The sequence below is a fragment of the Pseudomonas sihuiensis genome, from assembly GCF_900106015.1.
In the GTDB taxonomy this organism is placed as follows: domain Bacteria; phylum Pseudomonadota; class Gammaproteobacteria; order Pseudomonadales; family Pseudomonadaceae; genus Aquipseudomonas; species Aquipseudomonas sihuiensis.
In genome coordinates this window covers 4,986,659-5,004,430 of record NZ_LT629797.1, presented here as the reverse complement: position 1 = coordinate 5,004,430, position 17,772 = coordinate 4,986,659, and the positions used below count along the sequence as shown (strand labels likewise).

Annotated in this window: 14 protein-coding genes and 3 tRNA genes; 11 read left to right on the top strand and 6 right to left on the bottom strand. The window is 62.2% G+C overall.

Features of this window, described 5'->3' with window-relative positions; genetic code table 11:
• The 4 genes from BLT86_RS23390 (at position 1) to yacG (ending at position 3,179) form a co-directional block, all read left to right on the top strand.
• Positions 1-1,218: a type II secretion system F family protein gene (locus tag BLT86_RS23390; protein ID WP_074856077.1), complete on the top strand. Its 1,218-nt coding sequence runs from the start codon at positions 1-3 to the stop codon at positions 1,216-1,218.
• The gene (locus tag BLT86_RS23385; protein ID WP_157719687.1) at positions 1,219-2,088 is read left to right on the top strand and encodes a prepilin peptidase; all 870 of its coding nucleotides are present in this window, start codon (positions 1,219-1,221) and stop codon (positions 2,086-2,088) included.
• A gap of 288 nt (positions 2,089-2,376) precedes the next feature.
• Positions 2,377-2,988, top strand: a complete 612-nt coding sequence (gene coaE / locus BLT86_RS23380; protein WP_167377338.1) for a dephospho-CoA kinase — start codon at positions 2,377-2,379, stop codon at positions 2,986-2,988.
• Positions 2,985-3,179, top strand: coding sequence for a DNA gyrase inhibitor YacG (gene yacG, locus BLT86_RS23375; protein WP_017678823.1), 195 nt, complete (start codon positions 2,985-2,987; stop codon positions 3,177-3,179). The genes coaE and yacG overlap by 4 nt, the downstream gene beginning before the upstream one ends.
• A gap of 245 nt (positions 3,180-3,424) precedes the next feature.
• Here the strand turns inward: yacG and BLT86_RS23370 are convergent, their stop codons facing one another.
• Both BLT86_RS23370 and BLT86_RS23365 read right to left on the bottom strand, forming a co-directional pair.
• Entirely contained in the window at positions 3,425-3,640 is a 216-nt protein-coding gene (locus BLT86_RS23370) for a hypothetical protein (protein WP_072423153.1), read from the bottom strand.
• 107 nt (positions 3,641-3,747) lie between these two features.
• Positions 3,748-4,437, bottom strand: coding sequence for an energy-coupling factor ABC transporter permease (locus BLT86_RS23365; protein ID WP_092379925.1), 690 nt, complete (start codon positions 4,435-4,437; stop codon positions 3,748-3,750).
• Positions 4,438-4,647: 210 nt separating this feature from the next.
• On the opposite strand from BLT86_RS23365, the gene BLT86_RS23360 reads away from it, so the two are divergent.
• The 4 genes from BLT86_RS23360 (at position 4,648) to BLT86_RS23345 (ending at position 7,589) form a co-directional block, all read left to right on the top strand.
• Positions 4,648-5,277, top strand: coding sequence for a DUF1780 domain-containing protein (locus tag BLT86_RS23360; RefSeq protein ID WP_004425012.1), 630 nt, complete (start codon positions 4,648-4,650; stop codon positions 5,275-5,277).
• A complete protein-coding gene (locus BLT86_RS23355) occupies positions 5,274-5,828 on the top strand; it encodes an MOSC domain-containing protein (protein WP_092379923.1) in 555 nt (184 codons plus the stop codon). The genes BLT86_RS23360 and BLT86_RS23355 overlap by 4 nt, the downstream gene beginning before the upstream one ends.
• A gap of 222 nt (positions 5,829-6,050) precedes the next feature.
• Complete coding sequence (locus BLT86_RS23350; RefSeq protein ID WP_092379921.1) at positions 6,051-6,224, top strand: DUF3094 family protein; 174 nt, start codon at positions 6,051-6,053, stop codon at positions 6,222-6,224.
• A 63-nt stretch (positions 6,225-6,287) separates the two neighbouring features.
• Positions 6,288-7,589, top strand: a complete 1,302-nt coding sequence (locus BLT86_RS23345) for an NAD(P)/FAD-dependent oxidoreductase (RefSeq protein ID WP_004425018.1) — start codon at positions 6,288-6,290, stop codon at positions 7,587-7,589.
• A 326-nt stretch (positions 7,590-7,915) separates the two neighbouring features.
• Here the strand turns inward: BLT86_RS23345 and BLT86_RS23340 are convergent.
• The 3 genes from BLT86_RS23340 to BLT86_RS23330 all read right to left on the bottom strand — a co-directional run bounded on the left by BLT86_RS23340 (position 7,916) and on the right by BLT86_RS23330 (position 8,158).
• Positions 7,916-7,991 (bottom strand) — tRNA-Lys (locus BLT86_RS23340).
• Positions 7,992-7,996: 5 nt separating this feature from the next.
• Positions 7,997-8,073: transfer RNA gene (locus BLT86_RS23335), tRNA-Pro, on the bottom strand.
• 9 nt (positions 8,074-8,082) lie between these two features.
• A tRNA-Asn gene (locus BLT86_RS23330) sits at positions 8,083-8,158 on the bottom strand.
• Between the two features lie 206 nt (positions 8,159-8,364).
• Between BLT86_RS23330 and BLT86_RS23325 the strand changes: the two genes are divergently transcribed.
• Together BLT86_RS23325 and BLT86_RS23320 are read left to right on the top strand one after the other, a co-directional pair.
• Complete coding sequence (locus BLT86_RS23325) at positions 8,365-10,689, top strand: DUF1631 domain-containing protein (protein ID WP_092379919.1); 2,325 nt, start codon at positions 8,365-8,367, stop codon at positions 10,687-10,689.
• Positions 10,690-10,698: 9 nt separating this feature from the next.
• On the top strand, positions 10,699-11,031 hold the full coding sequence (locus BLT86_RS23320; protein WP_092379917.1) for a PilZ domain-containing protein: 333 nt from the start codon (positions 10,699-10,701) through the stop codon (positions 11,029-11,031).
• Between the two features lie 361 nt (positions 11,032-11,392).
• Here the strand turns inward: BLT86_RS23320 and ettA are convergent, their stop codons facing one another.
• Positions 11,393-13,057 carry an energy-dependent translational throttle protein EttA gene (ettA, locus tag BLT86_RS23315; protein WP_092379915.1) on the bottom strand — a complete coding sequence of 555 codons (1,665 nt, stop codon included), beginning with the start codon at positions 13,055-13,057 and terminating at the stop codon, positions 11,393-11,395.
• A gap of 465 nt (positions 13,058-13,522) precedes the next feature.
• Between ettA and BLT86_RS23310 the strand changes: the two genes are divergently transcribed.
• The gene (locus BLT86_RS23310) at positions 13,523-17,674 is read left to right on the top strand and encodes an EAL domain-containing protein (RefSeq protein ID WP_197676121.1); all 4,152 of its coding nucleotides are present in this window, start codon (positions 13,523-13,525) and stop codon (positions 17,672-17,674) included.
• Positions 17,675-17,772 lie beyond the last annotated feature (98 nt).

Here is a 17,772-nt window from a genome sequence, read left to right as displayed (position 1 = left end):
ATGGCGGAAAAAGCTCTAAAAACCAGTGTGTTCACCTGGGAAGGCAAGAACAAAAGCGGTGCCGTCGTCAAGGGGGAGCTCAGCGGGCAGAACCCGTCCTTGGTCAAGGCGCAACTGCGCAAACAGGGGATCAATCCGACCAAAGTACGCAAAAAGGGGGTGTCGCTCTTCAGCGCAGGCAAGAAGATCAAACCCATGGATATCGCCCTGTTTACCCGGCAGATGGCGACCATGATGAAAGCTGGCGTGCCACTGCTGCAGTCCTTCGACATCATCTCAGAGGGCTTCGACAACCCCAACATGCGCAAGCTGGTCGACGAGGTGAAGCAGGAGGTGGCTGCTGGTAACAGTTTTGCCGCCTCGCTGCGCAAGAAACCACAGTACTTCGATGAACTGTATTGCAACCTGGTTGAGTCTGGCGAACAGGCCGGCGCGCTGGAGAATCTGCTGGACCGAATCGCCACCTACAAAGAAAAGACCGAAGCGCTGAAGGCCAAGATCAAGAAGGCGATGAACTATCCAATCGCTGTTGTGGTGGTCGCCATCATCGTCTCAGCCATTTTGCTCATTAAAGTTGTACCGCAATTCGAGGAAGTTTTCGCCAACTTCGGCGCTGAACTACCTGCCTTTACGCTGATGGTCATAGGCATATCGCAATTTCTTCAGGAGTGGTGGTTCATTTTTCTGATTGCAATCATCGCCGCTGCCTTTGCATTCAAAGAAGCGATGAAGCGCTCGCAGAAACTGCGCGACTCGGTTGACCGTGGCGTACTGAAACTGCCAATCGTCGGCGACATTCTTTACAAATCTGCGGTAGCCCGCTTCGCACGCACACTATCAACGACTTTTGCCGCTGGCGTGCCACTGGTCGATGCGCTGGATTCGGTCTCCGGCGCCACCGGTAATGTGGTGTTCAAGAATGCGACCAACAAGATCAAAGCAGATGTATCTACCGGCATGCAGCTTAACTTCTCAATGCGCACCACCGGCACCTTCCCCTCCATGGCCGTGCAGATGACCGCTATTGGCGAAGAGTCTGGCTCGCTGGATGAGATGCTCGATAAGGTAGCGAGCTTCTATGAAGCAGAAGTGGACAACATGGTTGACGGCCTGACCAGCCTGATGGAACCCATCATCATGTCCGTACTGGGCGTACTGATCGGCGGTCTGATCATCGCCATGTACCTGCCTATCTTCCAGTTGGGTGCCGTCGTTTAAATGCTCGTGATCGACTTTCTGGCCAGCCATGCGCTGGCCTTTGTTTTGTGTGCTCTGCTACTGGGCCTGCTGATTGGCAGCTTCCTCAATGTAGTGATCTATCGCCTACCGTTGATGCTGCAACGTGATTGGCAGAGTCAGGCGCGCGAGGTGCTGGAATTGCCGTCGGCACCAACCGCCCAGACCTTCAACCTGATCCTGCCCAATTCCTGCTGCCCGCAATGCGGCCATGAGATTCGCCCCTGGGAGAACATCCCGGTCATCAGCTATTTGTTCCTGCGCGGCAAGTGTTCGAACTGCAAAATCCCGATCAGCAAGCGTTACCCCATCGTTGAACTGGCCTGCGGGCTGCTTTCCGCTTATGTCGCCTGGCATTTCGGGTTTACCTGGCAGGCGGGCGCCATGCTGGTGCTGGCCTGGGGGCTGCTGGCGATGAGCCTGATCGATGCCGATCACCAGATTCTGCCGGATGTGCTGGTGCTGCCACTGCTATGGCTGGGCTTGATCGTCAATTACTTCGGGTTGTTCACCAGCCTGGAAGATGCACTGTGGGGGGCGATTGCCGGTTATCTGAGCCTGTGGTCGGTGTATTGGCTGTTCAAGCTGATCACCGGCAAGGAAGGCATGGGTTATGGCGACTTCAAGCTGCTGGCGATGCTCGGGGCCTGGGGTGGCTGGCAGATTCTGCCGCTGACCATTCTGCTGTCGTCACTGGTCGGCGCGGTGCTAGGTGTGATTCTGCTGCGCATGCGTGGCAGCGATTCCGGCACGCCGATTCCCTTCGGCCCTTATCTGGCGATTGCCGGGTGGATCGCTCTGCTGTGGGGCGATGTGATTACCGGCAGTTATCTGAAGTTCGCTGGGTTTTGAGTCAAACAGCCATAGTTGCCCAAGTTGTAGGAGCCCCGCCCCGGGGCGAAGCTTTTGAATTTAGCGCTGCCCCTCAGAACCATTCGCCGCGGGGCGCGGCTCCTACAGGGTTTGAGCTAACCCAGCGACACTCGTCACTCCCGCGAAGGCGGGAGTCCAGGAGTGATCCTGACGCCAAAGCTGGGTCCCCGCCTTCGCGGGGATGACGGATCGCGGTACACGCGGTTCGCATCATCCAGCAATCCCCCCTACAATCGCGGCCTTGAGCAGTAACGAGACCGCATTGGCGTGATGAAACCCTGGATACTCGGCCTGACTGGTGGCATTGGCAGCGGCAAGAGCGCGGTGGCGCAAGGCTTTATCGAACGCGGCGTGCACGTGGTGGACGCCGATCATGCGGCGCGTTGGGTGGTCGAACCGGGGCGTCCGGCGCTGGCAAAGATTGTTGAGCACTTTGGTGCAGGCGTACTGCAAGCCAATGGCGAGCTGGACCGCGCCGCGCTGCGCAAACTGATATTTGCCGCCCCCGAGCAGCGCCGCTGGCTGGAAAGCCTGCTGCACCCGCTGATCGGCCAGGAGATCGTGCAGGTGTTGGCGCGCGCAGAATCGCCCTATGCCATTCTGGTGTCGCCACTACTGGTCGAGTCCGGCCAGCGGCAGATGACCCAACGCATATTGGTCGTCGACACGCCTGCCGAGTTGCAGGTGCAACGCACCATCGCGCGCGACCAGAGTTCGGAAGAACAGGTTCGCGCCATCATGCAGGCCCAGGCCAGCCGCGAAGAGCGCCTGCGCCATGCTCACGACGTGCTGGTCAATGATCGTGATATGGCCTGGCTGGACGCGGAGGTCGAGCGCCTGCACAACTTCTATCTGACCCTGCGTGGAGGCCAGCCATGACCATTACCGTTCAATGCCCAACCTGTAGCGCACCCGTCGAGTGGAAAGCCGAAAACACCTACCGCCCCTTCTGCTGCGAACGCTGCAAGCTGATCGATCTGGGTGCCTGGGCCGCTGAAGAGCATGCGATTCCCGGCAATGACCTGGAAGACGAGCTGTTCAGCGGCGACCTGCCGACACGCCCGCATTGATCCATCTCGCCCTGTAGGAGCCCCGCCCCGGGGCGAAGCTTTTTGACTTTAGCGTCGCCCCACAGCCATTCGCCGCGAGGCGCGGCTCCTACAGGGGAGGCAGCAGCCACCTCGGGATTGAAGCCCCGACACAACCCTGTTTTTTTGTAGGAGCCCCGCCCCGGGGCGAAGCGTTTGGCCTTAACGTCGCCTCGCTCGGCCATTAGCCGCAGGGCGCGGCTCCCACACAAGCAGAATCGGGAACGTCAGGGACGCATAAAGGCGTAATCGCGATCATCGTCGAGGTTGTCGGCGAGAAACTGCAGTTCGCCAGCCAGTTCCTGAGCGTCGCGCAGCGCCTTGTTCTGCTGCACTATTTCCGCCAGCAGCGCACGCAATACCATCAGGCGCTCGAAACCCTGGGCTTCGCCGTCGCGCAAATCATCGTGCAGGGCGCTTCTGGCCCAGCTGTGAATACTCATGTTCAAGTCCCTCGGAGGCGTTTTTCACAGCATGGCGGCAGGCCCGCTCCGATCATTGACGAAGATCAATCTCGGCCGCGCCATTCAATGGGCCAATACAACGCCATTCACTCGCCGTGATCACCCTCCTTCCAGGGCGCCTGCAGATAGCGGCTGCGGTTGAAGGTTTCCAGCCAGTCCGGGTAGAACACCACCAACGCGGTGACGATGGTGCCGTTGATAAAGGCTTCGGGGAACGCCACCAGCCACAGGTAGCCGGCAAAGTCGTCCAGCCAGGGCGGCATGGGGAACAGCCCGTCCATCCACAACAAGGCAAGGCCGCCGAGCAGCGTCATCAACGTCGCCAACGCCGCTGGAAAGAAACCGCAGAAGAAGATGTAGACGAACAGGTTACGTGGCTGCGCGCGCTCGACACGGATTGCGCACAGCTCGGTGACCAGCACTGGAATCAGCACCAGCAGCACGCCGTTGATACCGAGCGAGGCCAGGTCCATGCGACCGATAGCCAGCAGACCAAGCTGCGCCGCCAGGCCAGCCAGGACGGCAAGTGGCCAATCAAGCAACAGGGTTACGGCGGTCATACCGATGAAGTGATAGGAAAGCCCGGAGTCGAAATCGCGGCGCACCAGCCAGAGTAGAAACAGCGCGAGCATGGTGCCGAACAGCAGATGCTGGCGGCGCAGGTCACTGAACAGTTCGACCCAGGGCGTCCGTGTTATCGCCCAGAGCAGCGCCAGCCCGTAGACCAGCCAGCCGCCCAGCAAGGTAGAGAACGCCAGCAGGTTGGAAGCGATCATGCGCGCACACCCTCTCCTTCATTCATCGCCATGCCAAGCAGTCTACACCGGCACTCGGATTTGATTTTGCCGGCAGAGCAACTGCAATGGCGACTGCCCTGCCATTGATCGACAACAGCCAACAAAGCCCAGCTGGATTTCCACGCTCACTGGAACGACCGAAGCTGCAGGCACTGGCATGCGGGTAAGCGCTGCGGCTAAGCTTCAGACATGGACGATTCCGATTATCTGCGCTTACTTACGCACCAGGCCGAACAAGCCAATGCCTTCCTCTCCAACGCCAAGAAATGGGAGCGTGAGCGTTGGGTCTGTCAACGCCTGCTGCAAGCGCTGAACGTGCGCCATCACAGCGATGACTTCACGCCCAGCGGCCAGGAGCCGCCGGACGTGCTGTTTCGCGATGCCAATTTCGAAGTGTTTTTCGTGCTCGATGAAGGCCGGCGCCTCAATGACGAGTGGCGCGCCGAACTGGAGCGGCGCCGCAGCGCCTTTTCCCTGAGCCAACTGGTGCGTCGCGAAGCGCGCCCCAAACGCATTCCCGCCAGCGAAATGCAGGCGCGCCTGGCACCAACCCTGCGCAAGAAGGCGCATAACTATCGCGAGCGTGGCATCGACCTCGGCGAACTCGACCTGGTCGCCTTCGTCAGCCTCAAGCGCGCCGTGCTCGACTGCAACAGCCACTTCCCGCCCCCTACCGAATACCTGCGCCAAGGCTGGCGCTCGCTGTCCTTGGTTGGTCCGCGCTTTGCCCGTGTGCTGTTCGCTCACCCGGACGCACCAGATTTTCTGCGGCAGAACCTCGGCCGCAGCCTGCTGTTCGACATCGGTATCGGCCTGTGAGCCCCTTGCAGGAATTGCTCGCCGACGTGCCGCAAGTCGGCCAGGTGCGCTGGATAGGGGTTCGCCCCAAGGCGCGCGAGGCGATGCTCGAAGTCGAGGCCGTGGAAGCACGGCGTGAAGCCGGTCTGACCGGCGATCACAGCCGCCCCGGACCACGCAATGCGCGGCAGGTCACGCTGATTCAGTGGGAACACCTGGCCGTCGTTGCCGCCTTGCTCGGCCGCGATGCGCCCATGCCGCCCAGCGAGCTGCGCCGCAATATCGCGGTTGCCGGCATCAATCTGTTCAGCCTCAAGGGCCGGCGCTTTCGCATCGGCCAGGCGCTGCTGGAAACCACCGGCTGGTGCCAACCCTGCGCCCGCCTGGAGGAACGTCTCGGTCGCGGCACCTTCCAGGCCATGCGCGGCCATGGCGGCATTACCGCTCGTGTGATCGAGGGCGGCATCATCCGCCTGGAGGACGCCGTGAGCGTGGAAACCCTCGAAACGATATCTGACCCGCAGGACAACGACGCTCGCCAAGGCTGGCGGGCACGCCTAGCAGGCCGTTGAAAAACGTAGGCGACGACTGCATGGATGCAGGAGGTAGAGCGAAGCAGGAAGCCCGAGCCGAGGCAGCCAATGCAAGGCAAAAACAGGCGAAAAACGGTCGGAGTCGCGCTCGACTTTACGAGCTGTAAATGAGCATTTTGAGCCTGTTTTTAACGCAGCAGTGGCAACGCAGATAGTTTTTCAACAGCCTGCTAAGATAGCCGCATTCAAGCAGAGGCCCCCATGACCAGTCGCCTGAGCCCCGAAGACCAACAGAAAGTCGACCAATACCTGAGCGCACCGCAGCATCAGGTCGAACGTCAACCGTTTCGTGTTTGGCGTCTGCTGGCGCTGGTCATGGTCGTGACCATTGGCCTGGGCCTGCTGAGCCGCTTGCTGAGTCGACTGGTGCTATGAGCTGCCTTGCGCTCGCCCTCTCGCACTCACACCGCATTTTTCAAAGCCTTGTGAGCAATATCCATGTCCCATCGCATCGTGATTGTCGGCGGCGGCGCCGGCGGTTTGGAGCTGGCCACCCGTCTGGGTAGAAAACTGGGCAAGAGTGGCGCGGCCCGAATCATTCTGGTCGACGCCAACCTCACCCATATCTGGAAGCCCCTGCTGCACGAAGTGGCCGCCGGCTCGTTGAACTCCTCGGAAGACGAACTGAACTACGTGGCCCAGGCCAAGTGGAACCATTTCGAGTTCCAGCTCGGGCGCATGTCCGGCCTCGACCGTGCCAGCAAGAGCATCACCCTGGCACCGACGCTGGATGACGATGGCCAGGTACTGATGCCTGAACGCCGCATCACCTACGACAGCCTGGTCATTGCCGTTGGCAGCACCACCAATGACTTCGGCACGCCTGGTGCCGCCGAGCACTGCATTTTCCTCGACACCCGCGCGCAGGCCGAGCGCTTCCACCGGCGCATGCTCAGCCACTACCTGCGTGCACATGCCAGCGAGAACGAATACGGTTCGAAGATCGATATCGCCATCGTCGGCGCCGGTGCCACCGGGGTCGAGCTGGCAGCAGAACTGCACCACGCGGCCAAGCAGTTGGTCGCCTATGGCCTAGACCGCATTCGCCCCGAAGACATGCGCATCACCCTGATCGAGGCCGGGCCACGTGTGCTGCCTGCTCTGCCCGAGCGCATCGCACGGCCGGTGCATCAGACCCTGGAGAAGCTCGGCGTCACCGTGCTGACCGGTGCGGCTGTCAGCGAAGTGACTGCCGACGGCCTGAAAACCGCCGACGGCAACTTCATCCCGGCCAGCCTGAAAGTCTGGGCTGCCGGCATTCGCGCCCCCGGTTTTCTCAAGGATCTCGACGGCCTGGAGAGCAACCGCATCAACCAGCTGCAGGTTCGTCCGACCCTGCAAACGACGCTCGATGACGACGTATTCGCCTTCGGCGACTGCGCAGCCTGCCCGCAGCCGGGCACTGAGGGCCGCAACGTGCCGCCACGCGCCCAGGCAGCGCATCAGCAGGCATCGCTGCTGGCCAAGTCGCTACGCTTGAAGATCAGCGCCCAGCCGCTGCCGGAATATCGCTATCGCGATTACGGCTCGCTGATCTCGCTGTCGAGCTTCTCCGCGGTCGGTAACCTGATGGGCAACCTGACCGGCAGCGTCATGCTCGAAGGCTGGCTGGCACGGGTGTTCTACGTGTCGCTGTATCGCATGCACCAGATGGCCCTGTATGGCGTGCCACGCACCCTGCTGCTGATGCTCAGCGATCGCATCGGGCGCAGCACCGAGCCGCGCCTGAAGCTGCATTGATAGCGGCCGCCATGCGGCCTTCTGATGCCCCTCTCCCATGAATGGGAGAGGGGCATCAAGCGACTCTGCAACACATTGCCCCTCTCCCCCGGCCCCTCTCCCGCAAGCGGGAGAGGGGAGACAAGCACGCAGCGCGATTCTAGTCTTGTAGGGTGGGCCTCAGCCCACGTCGACCAACGCTGGTGGGCTAAAGCCCACCCTACGGGCCGATGCTCAGTGATCACATCGGGCGCAGCACCGAGCCGTGCCTGAAATGCGAGACGGCCAAGCACCGCGTAAGGCGCAGAAACGAAAAAGCCCGCACTAGGCGGGCTTTTTCGTTGTAGTGGTGGGTCGTGTAGGATTCGAACCTACGACCAATTGGTTAAAAGCCAACTGCTCTACCAACTGAGCTAACGACCCAAATATGGTCGGGGTAGGGGGATTCGAACTCCCGACATCTTGCTCCCAAAGCAAGCGCGCTACCGGACTGCGCTATACCCCGATAGGAAGTTGGCTCCGCGACCTGGACTCGAACCAGGGACCCAATGATTAACAGTCATTTGCTCTACCGACTGAGCTATCGCGGAACTTCGGTCTTCCAGCTCTGCTGCGCTTCGGCTTTCGCTTTACCGCTTCAGAGGCGCGCCATTTTACGTAGCAAAATTTCCCTGTCAACCCCTGCAAACTGCTTTTACGACAATGCTTTGCAGGCAAGCCATGGACTACTATATGTTTCATCGAACTGCGGCACGACGCAGGACGCGCCAGCCGACGACGCCAGCCAGGACAGTCCATGAGCAACCAGGACAAGCCCCCCATTCATCCCAAGGTGGTTAGCCTCGCCAGCCGCGGTATACAGCCGCGCTTCAGCGATCTGGTACAAGCCTGCCGCAAACTGGTGATGAATCGACTGGCGGAGCATCTGAGCGGTGTATTCGGCCAAGTCGATGACACCCTGTTTGAATGCGCCGAGAAAGCCGAGAACAACAAGGTGCAGACGTTGTTCTTCGACAACATGCGTGAGATCCGCCGCCAACGTCCACAGATCGAGCGCAGCTACCACCAGGCCATCGCCAACAATTTTTCCGACTTCCTCGACGGCAAGCTGCAGGATCAGACGCCAGCCGAAGTCGACCCCGAGCAGTTGGCCCTGGTGCAGAACGAGGATTACGAAGAAACCCTGCAAGTCACCAATATGGTCAGCCGGGTCAAGGCACGCTGCACCCAGCCGCTATTCGCTCTGGAGCAGCGCCTGGCGCTGCTCAACAACGGCCAGAAACTCGGCGAGGACAACAACCCCTTCGGCCCGCAGGCCATCGCCCAGGCGTTTCGCGATGCGCTGGCGCCCTGCCCCTTCCCGCTGCAGATCAAGACCATCCTCTACATGCTCTTCGATCGCCATGTGATGCAGAGCCTCGATTCGCTCTATGCTGCGCTCAACCAGCGCCTGATCGATGCCGGCGTACTGCCCAACCTCAAGTACAGTGCGCAGGTCAATCAAAGCGTAAGCCGCCCCGATGCGCCCGCCACAGAAGCCCCGACGCCCCAACAGCGAGCACCGGGCAGACTGGGCACGACTCCTGCGCCCGTAGAGCCGGCGTTGCTCGACCTGGACCTCAGCGCACCGCCGCCGAGCGATCCAGGCGCGCTGTTCAGCGGCCTGTCCAGCCTCCTCGACGAGCACCGCCAGAGCCACCCGGATGCCCCTCTCCTGGGCGGCACACGGAGCATCATCAGCTTCTCACCGCGCGAGGCCAGCCGCACCTACAGCGCCAGCGAATTGCTCGCTGCGCTCAACCGCATGCAACAGCAGTCGGCCCACGAACTGGCCCAACGCCTGCATCAGCCGCAGGCCGTTGAAGGCCTCAAGGCCGACCTGCAGCAGCAACTGGAATCGCACAGCAGCCTACCCGGTGACAGCAAGGTGTCCGATCAGGAGGCCGACGTGATCGACCTGGTTGGCATGCTGTTCGACTTCATCCTCGATGACGAGAACCTGCCGGACGCCTGCAAGACAGCCCTCTCGCACCTGCATACGCCCTATCTGAAAATCGCGCTGCAGGACAAGGCGCTGTTTACCCAGCACCACCATCCGGCGCGACGCCTGCTCAACACCATGGCCCAGGCCGGCGTGCTGTATGGCAACGACGGTGACGAACGCAGCCTGCTGGCCAAGATGCAGTGGGTGGTCGAACGGGTGATCCACGGCTTCAGCGGCGATCTGGGGCTGTTTGACGGTCTGATCGACGAGTTCAACGAGTACGTCGCCACCCTGCGCCACAAGGTCGAGCTGCGCGAACGCCGCGCGGTCGAGGCGGCCAAGGGCCGTGATCGTCTACTGGGGGCGCGCGAGCAGGCGCTGGAGGTGGTTCAGCGCTGCGTCGGGCAGCGCGACCTGCCAACCATCATCCGCAATTTCCTCGAACTGACCTGGGCCGATGTGCTGGTCTTCGTCCTGCTGCGCCATGGCGAGCAGAGTACGGAGTGGCAGCGCGCCTGCGAAGTGGCCGAACAGCTGGCCTGGAGCGGCACGCCGCTGGGCGAAACCGAGGTGCTGCTGTTGCAGGAACAGCGCGTGCCCATGCTCAGCGACCTGCGCAAGGGCCTGGAATTGCTCGGCGGCTACCATGAGGATGGCATCCGTCGCCTGCTGCAGGACCTGGTGGCCTGCCAGCATGCCGTGCAGGCCAAACAACCGCAGTTGGCCGCCCAGCTCAAACCCACCCTGCCAGAAAGCCCCTTGGGCGCCATGCTCGGTGAGGATGCCGATCTGGCTCGCCAGGCGCCTTCGCGCAGCAAGCTCTCGGCACGCGCACAAGCCCTGGCCAAGGAATTGGCCAGCGTCGAATTCGGCACCTGGTTCGAGTTTGTCGAGGGCGACAAGAGCCGCGTGCTCAAGCTTTCCTGGTTCAGCCCGACCACGCACAACTACATGTTCGTCGACCACAGCGGCCAGCGCGTGGCGATCAAGCCGCTGACCCTGCTGGCCAGCGAGATGGAAAAGGGCCTGGCCCGCATCGTGACACCCGAACGCGCGACTCCGCTGATGGATCGTGCGCTGACTGCCATTTACCGTGTGCTGCAGCGCTTCACTGGGCGCACAGCCGAACCCCGCTGAGGAACTCCCATGGAAGAGCGTCGTCAACACAGCCGCCATGGCACCGAAATGCAGCTGGAGGTCTTCGACCTGAACAGCGGGCAGCGCCTGGGCCGGATCGTCGACCTGTCCGCCGATGGCTTCATGCTATTCAGCGACACCCCGCACACCGCCGATGCGGTGCTGGAATGCCGCCTGGTGTGCACCTCAGGTAGCGATGCGGTACAGGAAGTACACCTGGGCGCCGATTGCCTGTGGAGTCGCCCTGGCGCCGACGGCCAGCATTGCTGGGCCGGCTTTCATATCATCGACCTGGCCGAAGATCAGGCCAAGGCACTGGAAAGCCTGCTGGCCAGGCTATGAACACGCCACCTGCGCGAAGAAAGCTGGAGCAGAAGAGCCGCGCTGCGTAGGAGCCCCGCCCCGGGGCGAAGCTTGTGGATTTGTGCTGAACGCATGATCGATTCGCCGCGAGGCGCGGCTCCTACAGGTACGTAGTAATCTTTCGACCGACACATACTCCGAATGGGTAGGAGCTTTCACCTCTTCCCCGGTTCGCGGCGGGGCGCCGCTCCTACAGATAGCCTGCACCCTCAACGAAAAACGGAGCCCGCAGGCTCCGTTTTTTCATCCCGGCGTAACACCGGGATATCGCATGGTGGGTTACGCGGCGCACTCTGCTCGTGAAACCAGCCAATTACGTGCTTGGCGCCGCTAACCCACCCTACGCCAGCTTCTTGTAACGCACGCGGTGCGGCTGCGCGGCGGCATCGCCCAGGCGTTTCTTGCGGTCAGCTTCGAACTCGGTGTAGTTGCCTTCGAAGAAGTTGACCTTGCCGTCGTCCTCATAGGAGAGGATGTGCGTGGCGATACGGTCGAGGAACCAGCGATCGTGGGAAATCACCACGGCGGCCCCGGGGAAGTCCAGCAGCGCCTCTTCCAGCGCACGCAGGGTTTCCACATCGAGGTCGTTGGACGGCTCGTCGAGCAGCAGCACGTTGCCACCCTGCTTCAGGGTCAGCGCCATGTGCAGGCGACCGCGCTCACCGCCGGAGAGGTCCTTGACGAACTTCTGCTGGTCGGCGCCCTTGAAGTTGAAGCGCCCGACGTAACCGCGCGACGGCACCTCGTAGTTGCCGACCTTGATCATGTCGAAGCCGTCGGAAATCTGCTCCCATACGGTCTTGCTGCCTTCGAGCATCTCGCGGCTCTGCTCGACGCTGGCGATCTGTACGGTCTCACCGATCTCGATGGTTCCGGAATCCGGCTGTTCCTTGCCGGTGATCATGCGCAGCAGGGTCGACTTACCCGCGCCGTTACCGCCGATCACACCGACGATGGCGCCTTTGGGAATGCTGAAGGACAGGTCGTCGATCAGCACACGGTCGCCAAAGGACTTCGACACGTTGTGGAAGTCGATGACCTTGTCGCCCAGACGCGGGCCAGCCGGGATGTAGATCTCGTTGGTCTCGCTGCGCTTCTGGAATTCCTGCGACTGCATTTCCTCGAAGCGTTGCAGGCGCGCCTTGGACTTCGACTGACGTGCCTTGGCGCCCTGGCGTACCCATTCCAGCTCGGCCTTCATCGCCTTGGCATGCGACGCCTCGGCCTTGGCTTCCTGGGCCAGACGGTTGGCCTTCGATTCCAGCCAGCCGGAGTAGTTGCCCTCGTAGGGGATACCGTGGCCACGGTCCAGCTCGAGAATCCAGCCAGCCACGTTGTCGAGGAAGTAACGGTCGTGAGTAATCGCTACCACTGTGCCGGGGAAATCGTGCAGGAAGCGCTCCAGCCAGGCCACCGAGTCGGCATCCAGGTGGTTGGTCGGTTCGTCCAGCAGCAACATATCGGGTGCCGACAGCAGCAGGCGACACAGCGCCACGCGGCGCTTTTCACCACCGGACAGGTGCTCGATCTTCGCATCCCAGGCCGGCAGGCGCAGGGCATCGGCGGCGACTTCCAGCTGACGCTCCAGGTTGTGGCCATCGGAAGCCTGCAGGATGGCTTCGAGCTTGGCCTGCTCGGCGGCCAGGGCGTCGAAGTCGGCGTCCGGCTCGGCGTAAGCGGCGTAGACCTCGTCGAGACGCGCCTGGGCCTGCTTGATCTCGCCTACGGCCTCTTCGACGATGTCGCGCACCGTCTTGCTCGGGTCGAGCTGCGGTTCCTGCGGCAGGTAGCCGACCTTGATCCCCGGCATCGGACGGGCTTCGCCGTCGATCTCGGTGTCAACGCCGGCCATGATGCGCAGCAGCGTGGACTTACCGGCACCGTTGAGGCCCAGCACGCCGATCTTGGCGCCTGGGAAGAATGACAGAGAGATGTCCTTGAGAATTTCACGCTTCGGCGGGACGACCTTGCTGACCCGATGCATGCTGTAGACGTACTGAGCCATGGAGAACCTGACTGGTGAGAATGAGGGCTGAAAATGGCGGGCCTTGCAGACACTGCGACAACGTTGCGAGTGACGACACTGGCAACGCCGGCAGTCTACCTGGCGATAAACCGCTGGTGTGTGCCGGCCTGGCCGCCGTATTACCGGCTGCAGGCAGTTTTTATGAGGCCTGCGGCGGGGCGTTGGCAGAGACCTTAGCCCCTGCCGGAGCGAACGCCAAGTACCGCGCGGACAGTTCACGCGCGCGGGGCAAAACTACCGGAATGTACGTGGCAGGGCAAACCGACGTTCGTCGGCACAGCTGGCACTTGGCCACGTTTGCAGGCATTCTAGCCGGCTCGCGCGAACGCAAGCACGCCTGCGCGTCTCAAAGCTTAAGATAGCCCAGCACTGGCTGCAGGTTCACAGAACGTGTCGACTCCCTCATCCCTGCCTTCCTCTTCCCCGGGCGAGTCGCGCGCAGCATTGCGCCGCGCACTGGTGGTGCTGGTGCTGGGGATACTGGTATTGCTGGCCTGGCAGCTGACCCAGGAATATCGCCAGTTGCTCGATACCCAGAAGCAGCTGAGCCAGGGTTACAGCGCCCAACTGGCCAAGCACCTGAGTCTGAACATGCGCCTCAAGGCGCAGGCAGGCCAGGCGATGCTGCAAAGCAGCCCAGCGCGCGCTGGCGACGGCAGCGAGTTGGTCACGACACTGCGCAGCATCTTCCCGACCGTCAACAGCGTGGCCTGGCTCGACGCCAACGGGCAGTTGCTGGCCGACAGTGCCAGCGAGTCGCGCGACCTCAGTTTCATTCGCAATCAGCAGCAACGCAGCGGCGCAGCGCCCTATCACTTCGCCTTCAGCGCACTGGACGGCGGCGCGCTCTACCTGCTGCTGCGCCAGCCCGACGACAGTCACCGGGTATTGCGCATGCGCACCAGTGCGCTGCGCGGCTGGCTGCGCGAGCAGCATCGCAGCGAGCACACATGGTTGCTCGAAGATCTGCTCAGTCACCGTGTGATAGCGCGCGCCGACGACCTGCAGCAGGCAGGCGGCATCATCGCCCCGGTTACCGCCGCAGAACAGGCGCAAAGCCTGGAGCTGATCACCCTGCCCGGCAGCGACTGGCAACTGCGCGCCCTGTTCGATGCAGACCGCGCTGGCAATGAGTTGATGCCGACCCTGGCCGGCAAGTTCCTGCTGTTCGCGCTGTGCACCCTGCTTACCCTGCTGGCCCTGTACGGCCTGCAACGCGAGCAGCGTAGCCTGCAGCGCCTGAATACCGAATCACGCCGCTCGCTGCGCCAGGCCGCCAGTGCACTCGGCGCTGTCGAAGAACGCATTCTGGTGACTCAGGCCGACGGCAAATTGCGCTACCTGAACCCGCAGGCCGAAGCGCTGTTCGGGGTTACCAGCGAGGCGGCCGGGGAGCTTCATTTGCTGGATCTGCTGCCCGATCTCGACCCGTTGCTGCTCAACAGCCCACAACTGAGCAGCGATCTGGGACCGGAGCTGATCAGAGTCGAAAGCGAGGGGCGCGAGCGACTGTTCGCCGTGACCCGTAGCGATATCAGCGAAGTCGGGCGTCATGCCGGTTACGTCTGGGTGCTGCGCGATGTGACCGATGAACAGCAGGCCATGCGCGTACTGCAGGAAACCCGCAGACGCTATCAGGACATCTTCGACGGCACCGGCGTAGCCCTCTGCGTGCTCGACCTCTCCGGCCTGCGCTGCCTGTTGCTGCAGCACAAGTTGCGCGATGCGGCGGGTCTGCAGCGCTGGTTGCAGGCCGATGCCGAGCATCAGCAACTGCTGGTCGAGCAACTGCGCATTACCGAGGCCAACCAGGTGGCGCTCAACCTGCTCGGGGTCAAGTCCACCGAACAGGCCTGGCAGCAACTGATCGACAACGGTCCGGTACAGCCCGACGATCTGTGTTACCGCCTGGCCGTTGCCGTGCTCGAAGGCCCCAACCTGATGGAGCTGGAAACCCAGCTGGTCACCGCACAGGGCTTGCAGCGTCACGTCTGGCTGGTGCTGCGCCTGCCGGAAATGCTCCAGGACTATCAGGCCGTCACCCTGAGCATCAGCGACATTACCAGCCGCAAGCGCATCGAACTGTCGCTGATCGAGCGTGAGCGCTTCTGGTCCGAAGTGGTTCGCTCGGTGCCCGACCTGCTCTACGTGCATGACATGCAGAACCGGCAGGTGCTGTTCAGCAACCACAGCCTCGGCTTGCAGCTGGGCTATAGCGTCAGCGAGCTCAAGGCGATGGCCGGGGATTTATGGGAGCAGGTACTGCATCCGGACGACAGCGAATACTACTGGCGCATTCGCAACCTGCAGAAAGTGGTCGGCAACGGCCTGCTGCTGGAATCGGTGCTGCGCTGGCGTCACCGCAATGGCCAATGGCACTGGTTCAGCATCCGTGAGCAGGCTCTGGCGCGTGATGATCGCGGGCGCGTCAGCCGCCTGATCGGCTTGGCCAAGGACATTACCGAGCAAATCGAGCGCAACCAATCGCTGCGTGACAGCGAGCAACGCTACCGTCTGCTGGCGGAAAGCATCAGCGACGTGATCGTCTCCACCGATGACAGCCTGAACCTGAACTACGTCAGCCCGTCGGTGGAAGCCATGCTCGGTTACGACGCCGAATGGGTGACAACCAACGGCCTGCAAGGCCTCGCGGCCAACCCGCAGCAGCTCGCCAGCCTCTACCAGCTGCTCGAGCGGATTCGCGATTCGCTCGGCGAGCGTGACCGCCTCGAGCGTCTGCGCGAGGAGCTGCCAGATCAGCTCTTCGTCTTCGACTGCCTGCGCGCCGACGGCCACAAGATCCCGGTGGAGCTGCGCCTGGTGCTGATGTGGGACGAGAACGGTCGCTTCGGAGGCATCCTCGGCGTTGGCCGCGACATCAGCCAGCAACGCCGCGCGGAAAAAGACCTGCGCATGGCCGCCACGGTATTCGAGCACTCCACCGCAGCGATTCTGGTGACCGACCCGGCCGGTTACATCGTTCAGGTCAACAAGGCCTTCAGCCGCGTCAGTGGTTATTCCGCCGACCAGGTGCTCGACCAGCTTCCCGGCATGCTCACCGCCGACCGCCAGCAGGCGGCGCACCTGCAGTACATCCTCGGCCAACTCAATCAGCGCGGTAGCTGGGAAGGTGAGGTGTGGCTCAAGCGCAAGGGCGGCGAGAACTTCCCGGCCTGGGTCGGCATCACCGCCGTGCATGACGAGGAAGGCGACCTGGTCAGCTACGTGTGTTTCTTCAGCGACATCAGCGAACGCAAGGCCAGCGAACAGCGCATCCATCGTCTGGCCTACTACGACGCCCTGACCCACCTGCCCAACCGCACCCTGTTCCAGGATCGCCTGCACAGCGCCCTGCAGCATGCGGATCGGCATGACGAATGGGTGGTGCTGATGTTCCTCGACCTCGACCGCTTCAAGCCGATCAACGATTCGCTCGGCCACGCCGCCGGCGACCGCATGCTCAAGGATGTAGCCGTGCGCCTGTCGGCCTGCGTCGACGGCGACGACACCGTGGCGCGCATGGGCGGCGACGAATTCACCCTGCTGCTGCAGCCGCGCGCCACCCGCGAGGGCGCATTGAATCGCGCCATTCATGTCGCCGAGCAGATTCTCTCCAGCCTGGCGCGCCCTTTCGTGCTCGAAGGCCGCGAATTCTTCGTCACCGCCAGTATCGGTATCGCCCTCGCTCCGCAGGACGGTAGCGAGCTGAGCCAACTGATGAAGAACGCCGACACCGCGATGTATCACGCCAAGGAACACGGCAAGAACAACTTCCAGTTCTACCAGGCCGACATGAACGCCAGTGCCCTGGAGCGCCTGGAACTGGAAAGCGATCTGCGCCACGCTCAGGAGCAGGGCCAGTTCGTCCTGCATTATCAGCCGCAGTTTGCCGGCGACGGCAATCGCCTCACCGGGGTCGAGGCGCTGTTGCGCTGGAGTCACCCGACACGCGGCCTGGTGCCGCCGGATGAGTTCATCCCGGTGCTGGAGGAGCTCGGTCTGGTGGTGCAGGTCGGTGAATGGGTGCTGGAGGAGGCCTGCCGGCAGCTCAAGGCCTGGCACGAGGAAAAGATCCGCATCCCCAAGATTTCGGTCAATCTGTCGGCCCGGCAGTTCGCCGAAGGCGATCTGAGCGCACGCATCGCCGCCATTCTGGACAGAACCAGAGTAGCCCCGGCCTGCCTGGAGCTGGAGCTGACCGAAAGCATACTGATGCGTGACGTCGCCAGCGCGATGCAGACTCTCGGCAACCTCAAGCGTTTGGGCCTGTGCATTGCCGTGGATGATTTCGGCACCGGCTACTCATCGCTGAACTACCTCAAGCAGTTCCCTATCGACGTCTTGAAGATCGACCGTAGCTTCGTCGACGGCCTGCCCGATGGTGAGCAGGATGCGCAGATCGCCCGCGCCATCATCGCCATGGCGCACAGCCTGAACATGATGGTGATCGCCGAGGGCGTGGAGAGCCAGGCACAACTGGACTTCCTGCGTGAACACGACTGCGACGAAGTACAGGGCTTCCTGCTGGGCAGGCCCATGGCTGCACGTCAGCTCACCGCCCAGTTCAGCGGCGCAGCGCTGTTCATCCTCAGTTGACGGGCGAGCCCTGGGCCCAACTCAGCATGAAGGCCATTTGTCAGGCCCATGACCGACCTTCATATGCCTGAATGCGACCTTTGCGGTAGAATCCGCCC

Coding starts and splice junctions, on each gene's coding strand:
- ettA (WP_092379915.1), bottom strand. CDS start 13,057: ATGGCTCAGTACGTCTACAGCATGCATCGGGTCAGCAAGGTCGTCCCG.
- BLT86_RS23370 (WP_072423153.1), bottom strand. CDS start 3,640: ATGAGTATTCACAGCTGGGCCAGAAGCGCCCTGCACGATGATTTGCGC.
- BLT86_RS23365 (WP_092379925.1), bottom strand. CDS start 4,437: ATGATCGCTTCCAACCTGCTGGCGTTCTCTACCTTGCTGGGCGGCTGG.
- BLT86_RS23350 (WP_092379921.1), top strand. CDS start 6,051: ATGACCAGTCGCCTGAGCCCCGAAGACCAACAGAAAGTCGACCAATAC.
- BLT86_RS23385 (WP_157719687.1), top strand. CDS start 1,219: ATGCTCGTGATCGACTTTCTGGCCAGCCATGCGCTGGCCTTTGTTTTG.
- BLT86_RS23360 (WP_004425012.1), top strand. CDS start 4,648: ATGGACGATTCCGATTATCTGCGCTTACTTACGCACCAGGCCGAACAA.
- BLT86_RS23325 (WP_092379919.1), top strand. CDS start 8,365: ATGAGCAACCAGGACAAGCCCCCCATTCATCCCAAGGTGGTTAGCCTC.
- BLT86_RS23390 (WP_074856077.1), top strand. CDS start 1: ATGGCGGAAAAAGCTCTAAAAACCAGTGTGTTCACCTGGGAAGGCAAG.
- yacG (WP_017678823.1), top strand. CDS start 2,985: ATGACCATTACCGTTCAATGCCCAACCTGTAGCGCACCCGTCGAGTGG.
- BLT86_RS23345 (WP_004425018.1), top strand. CDS start 6,288: ATGTCCCATCGCATCGTGATTGTCGGCGGCGGCGCCGGCGGTTTGGAG.
- BLT86_RS23320 (WP_092379917.1), top strand. CDS start 10,699: ATGGAAGAGCGTCGTCAACACAGCCGCCATGGCACCGAAATGCAGCTG.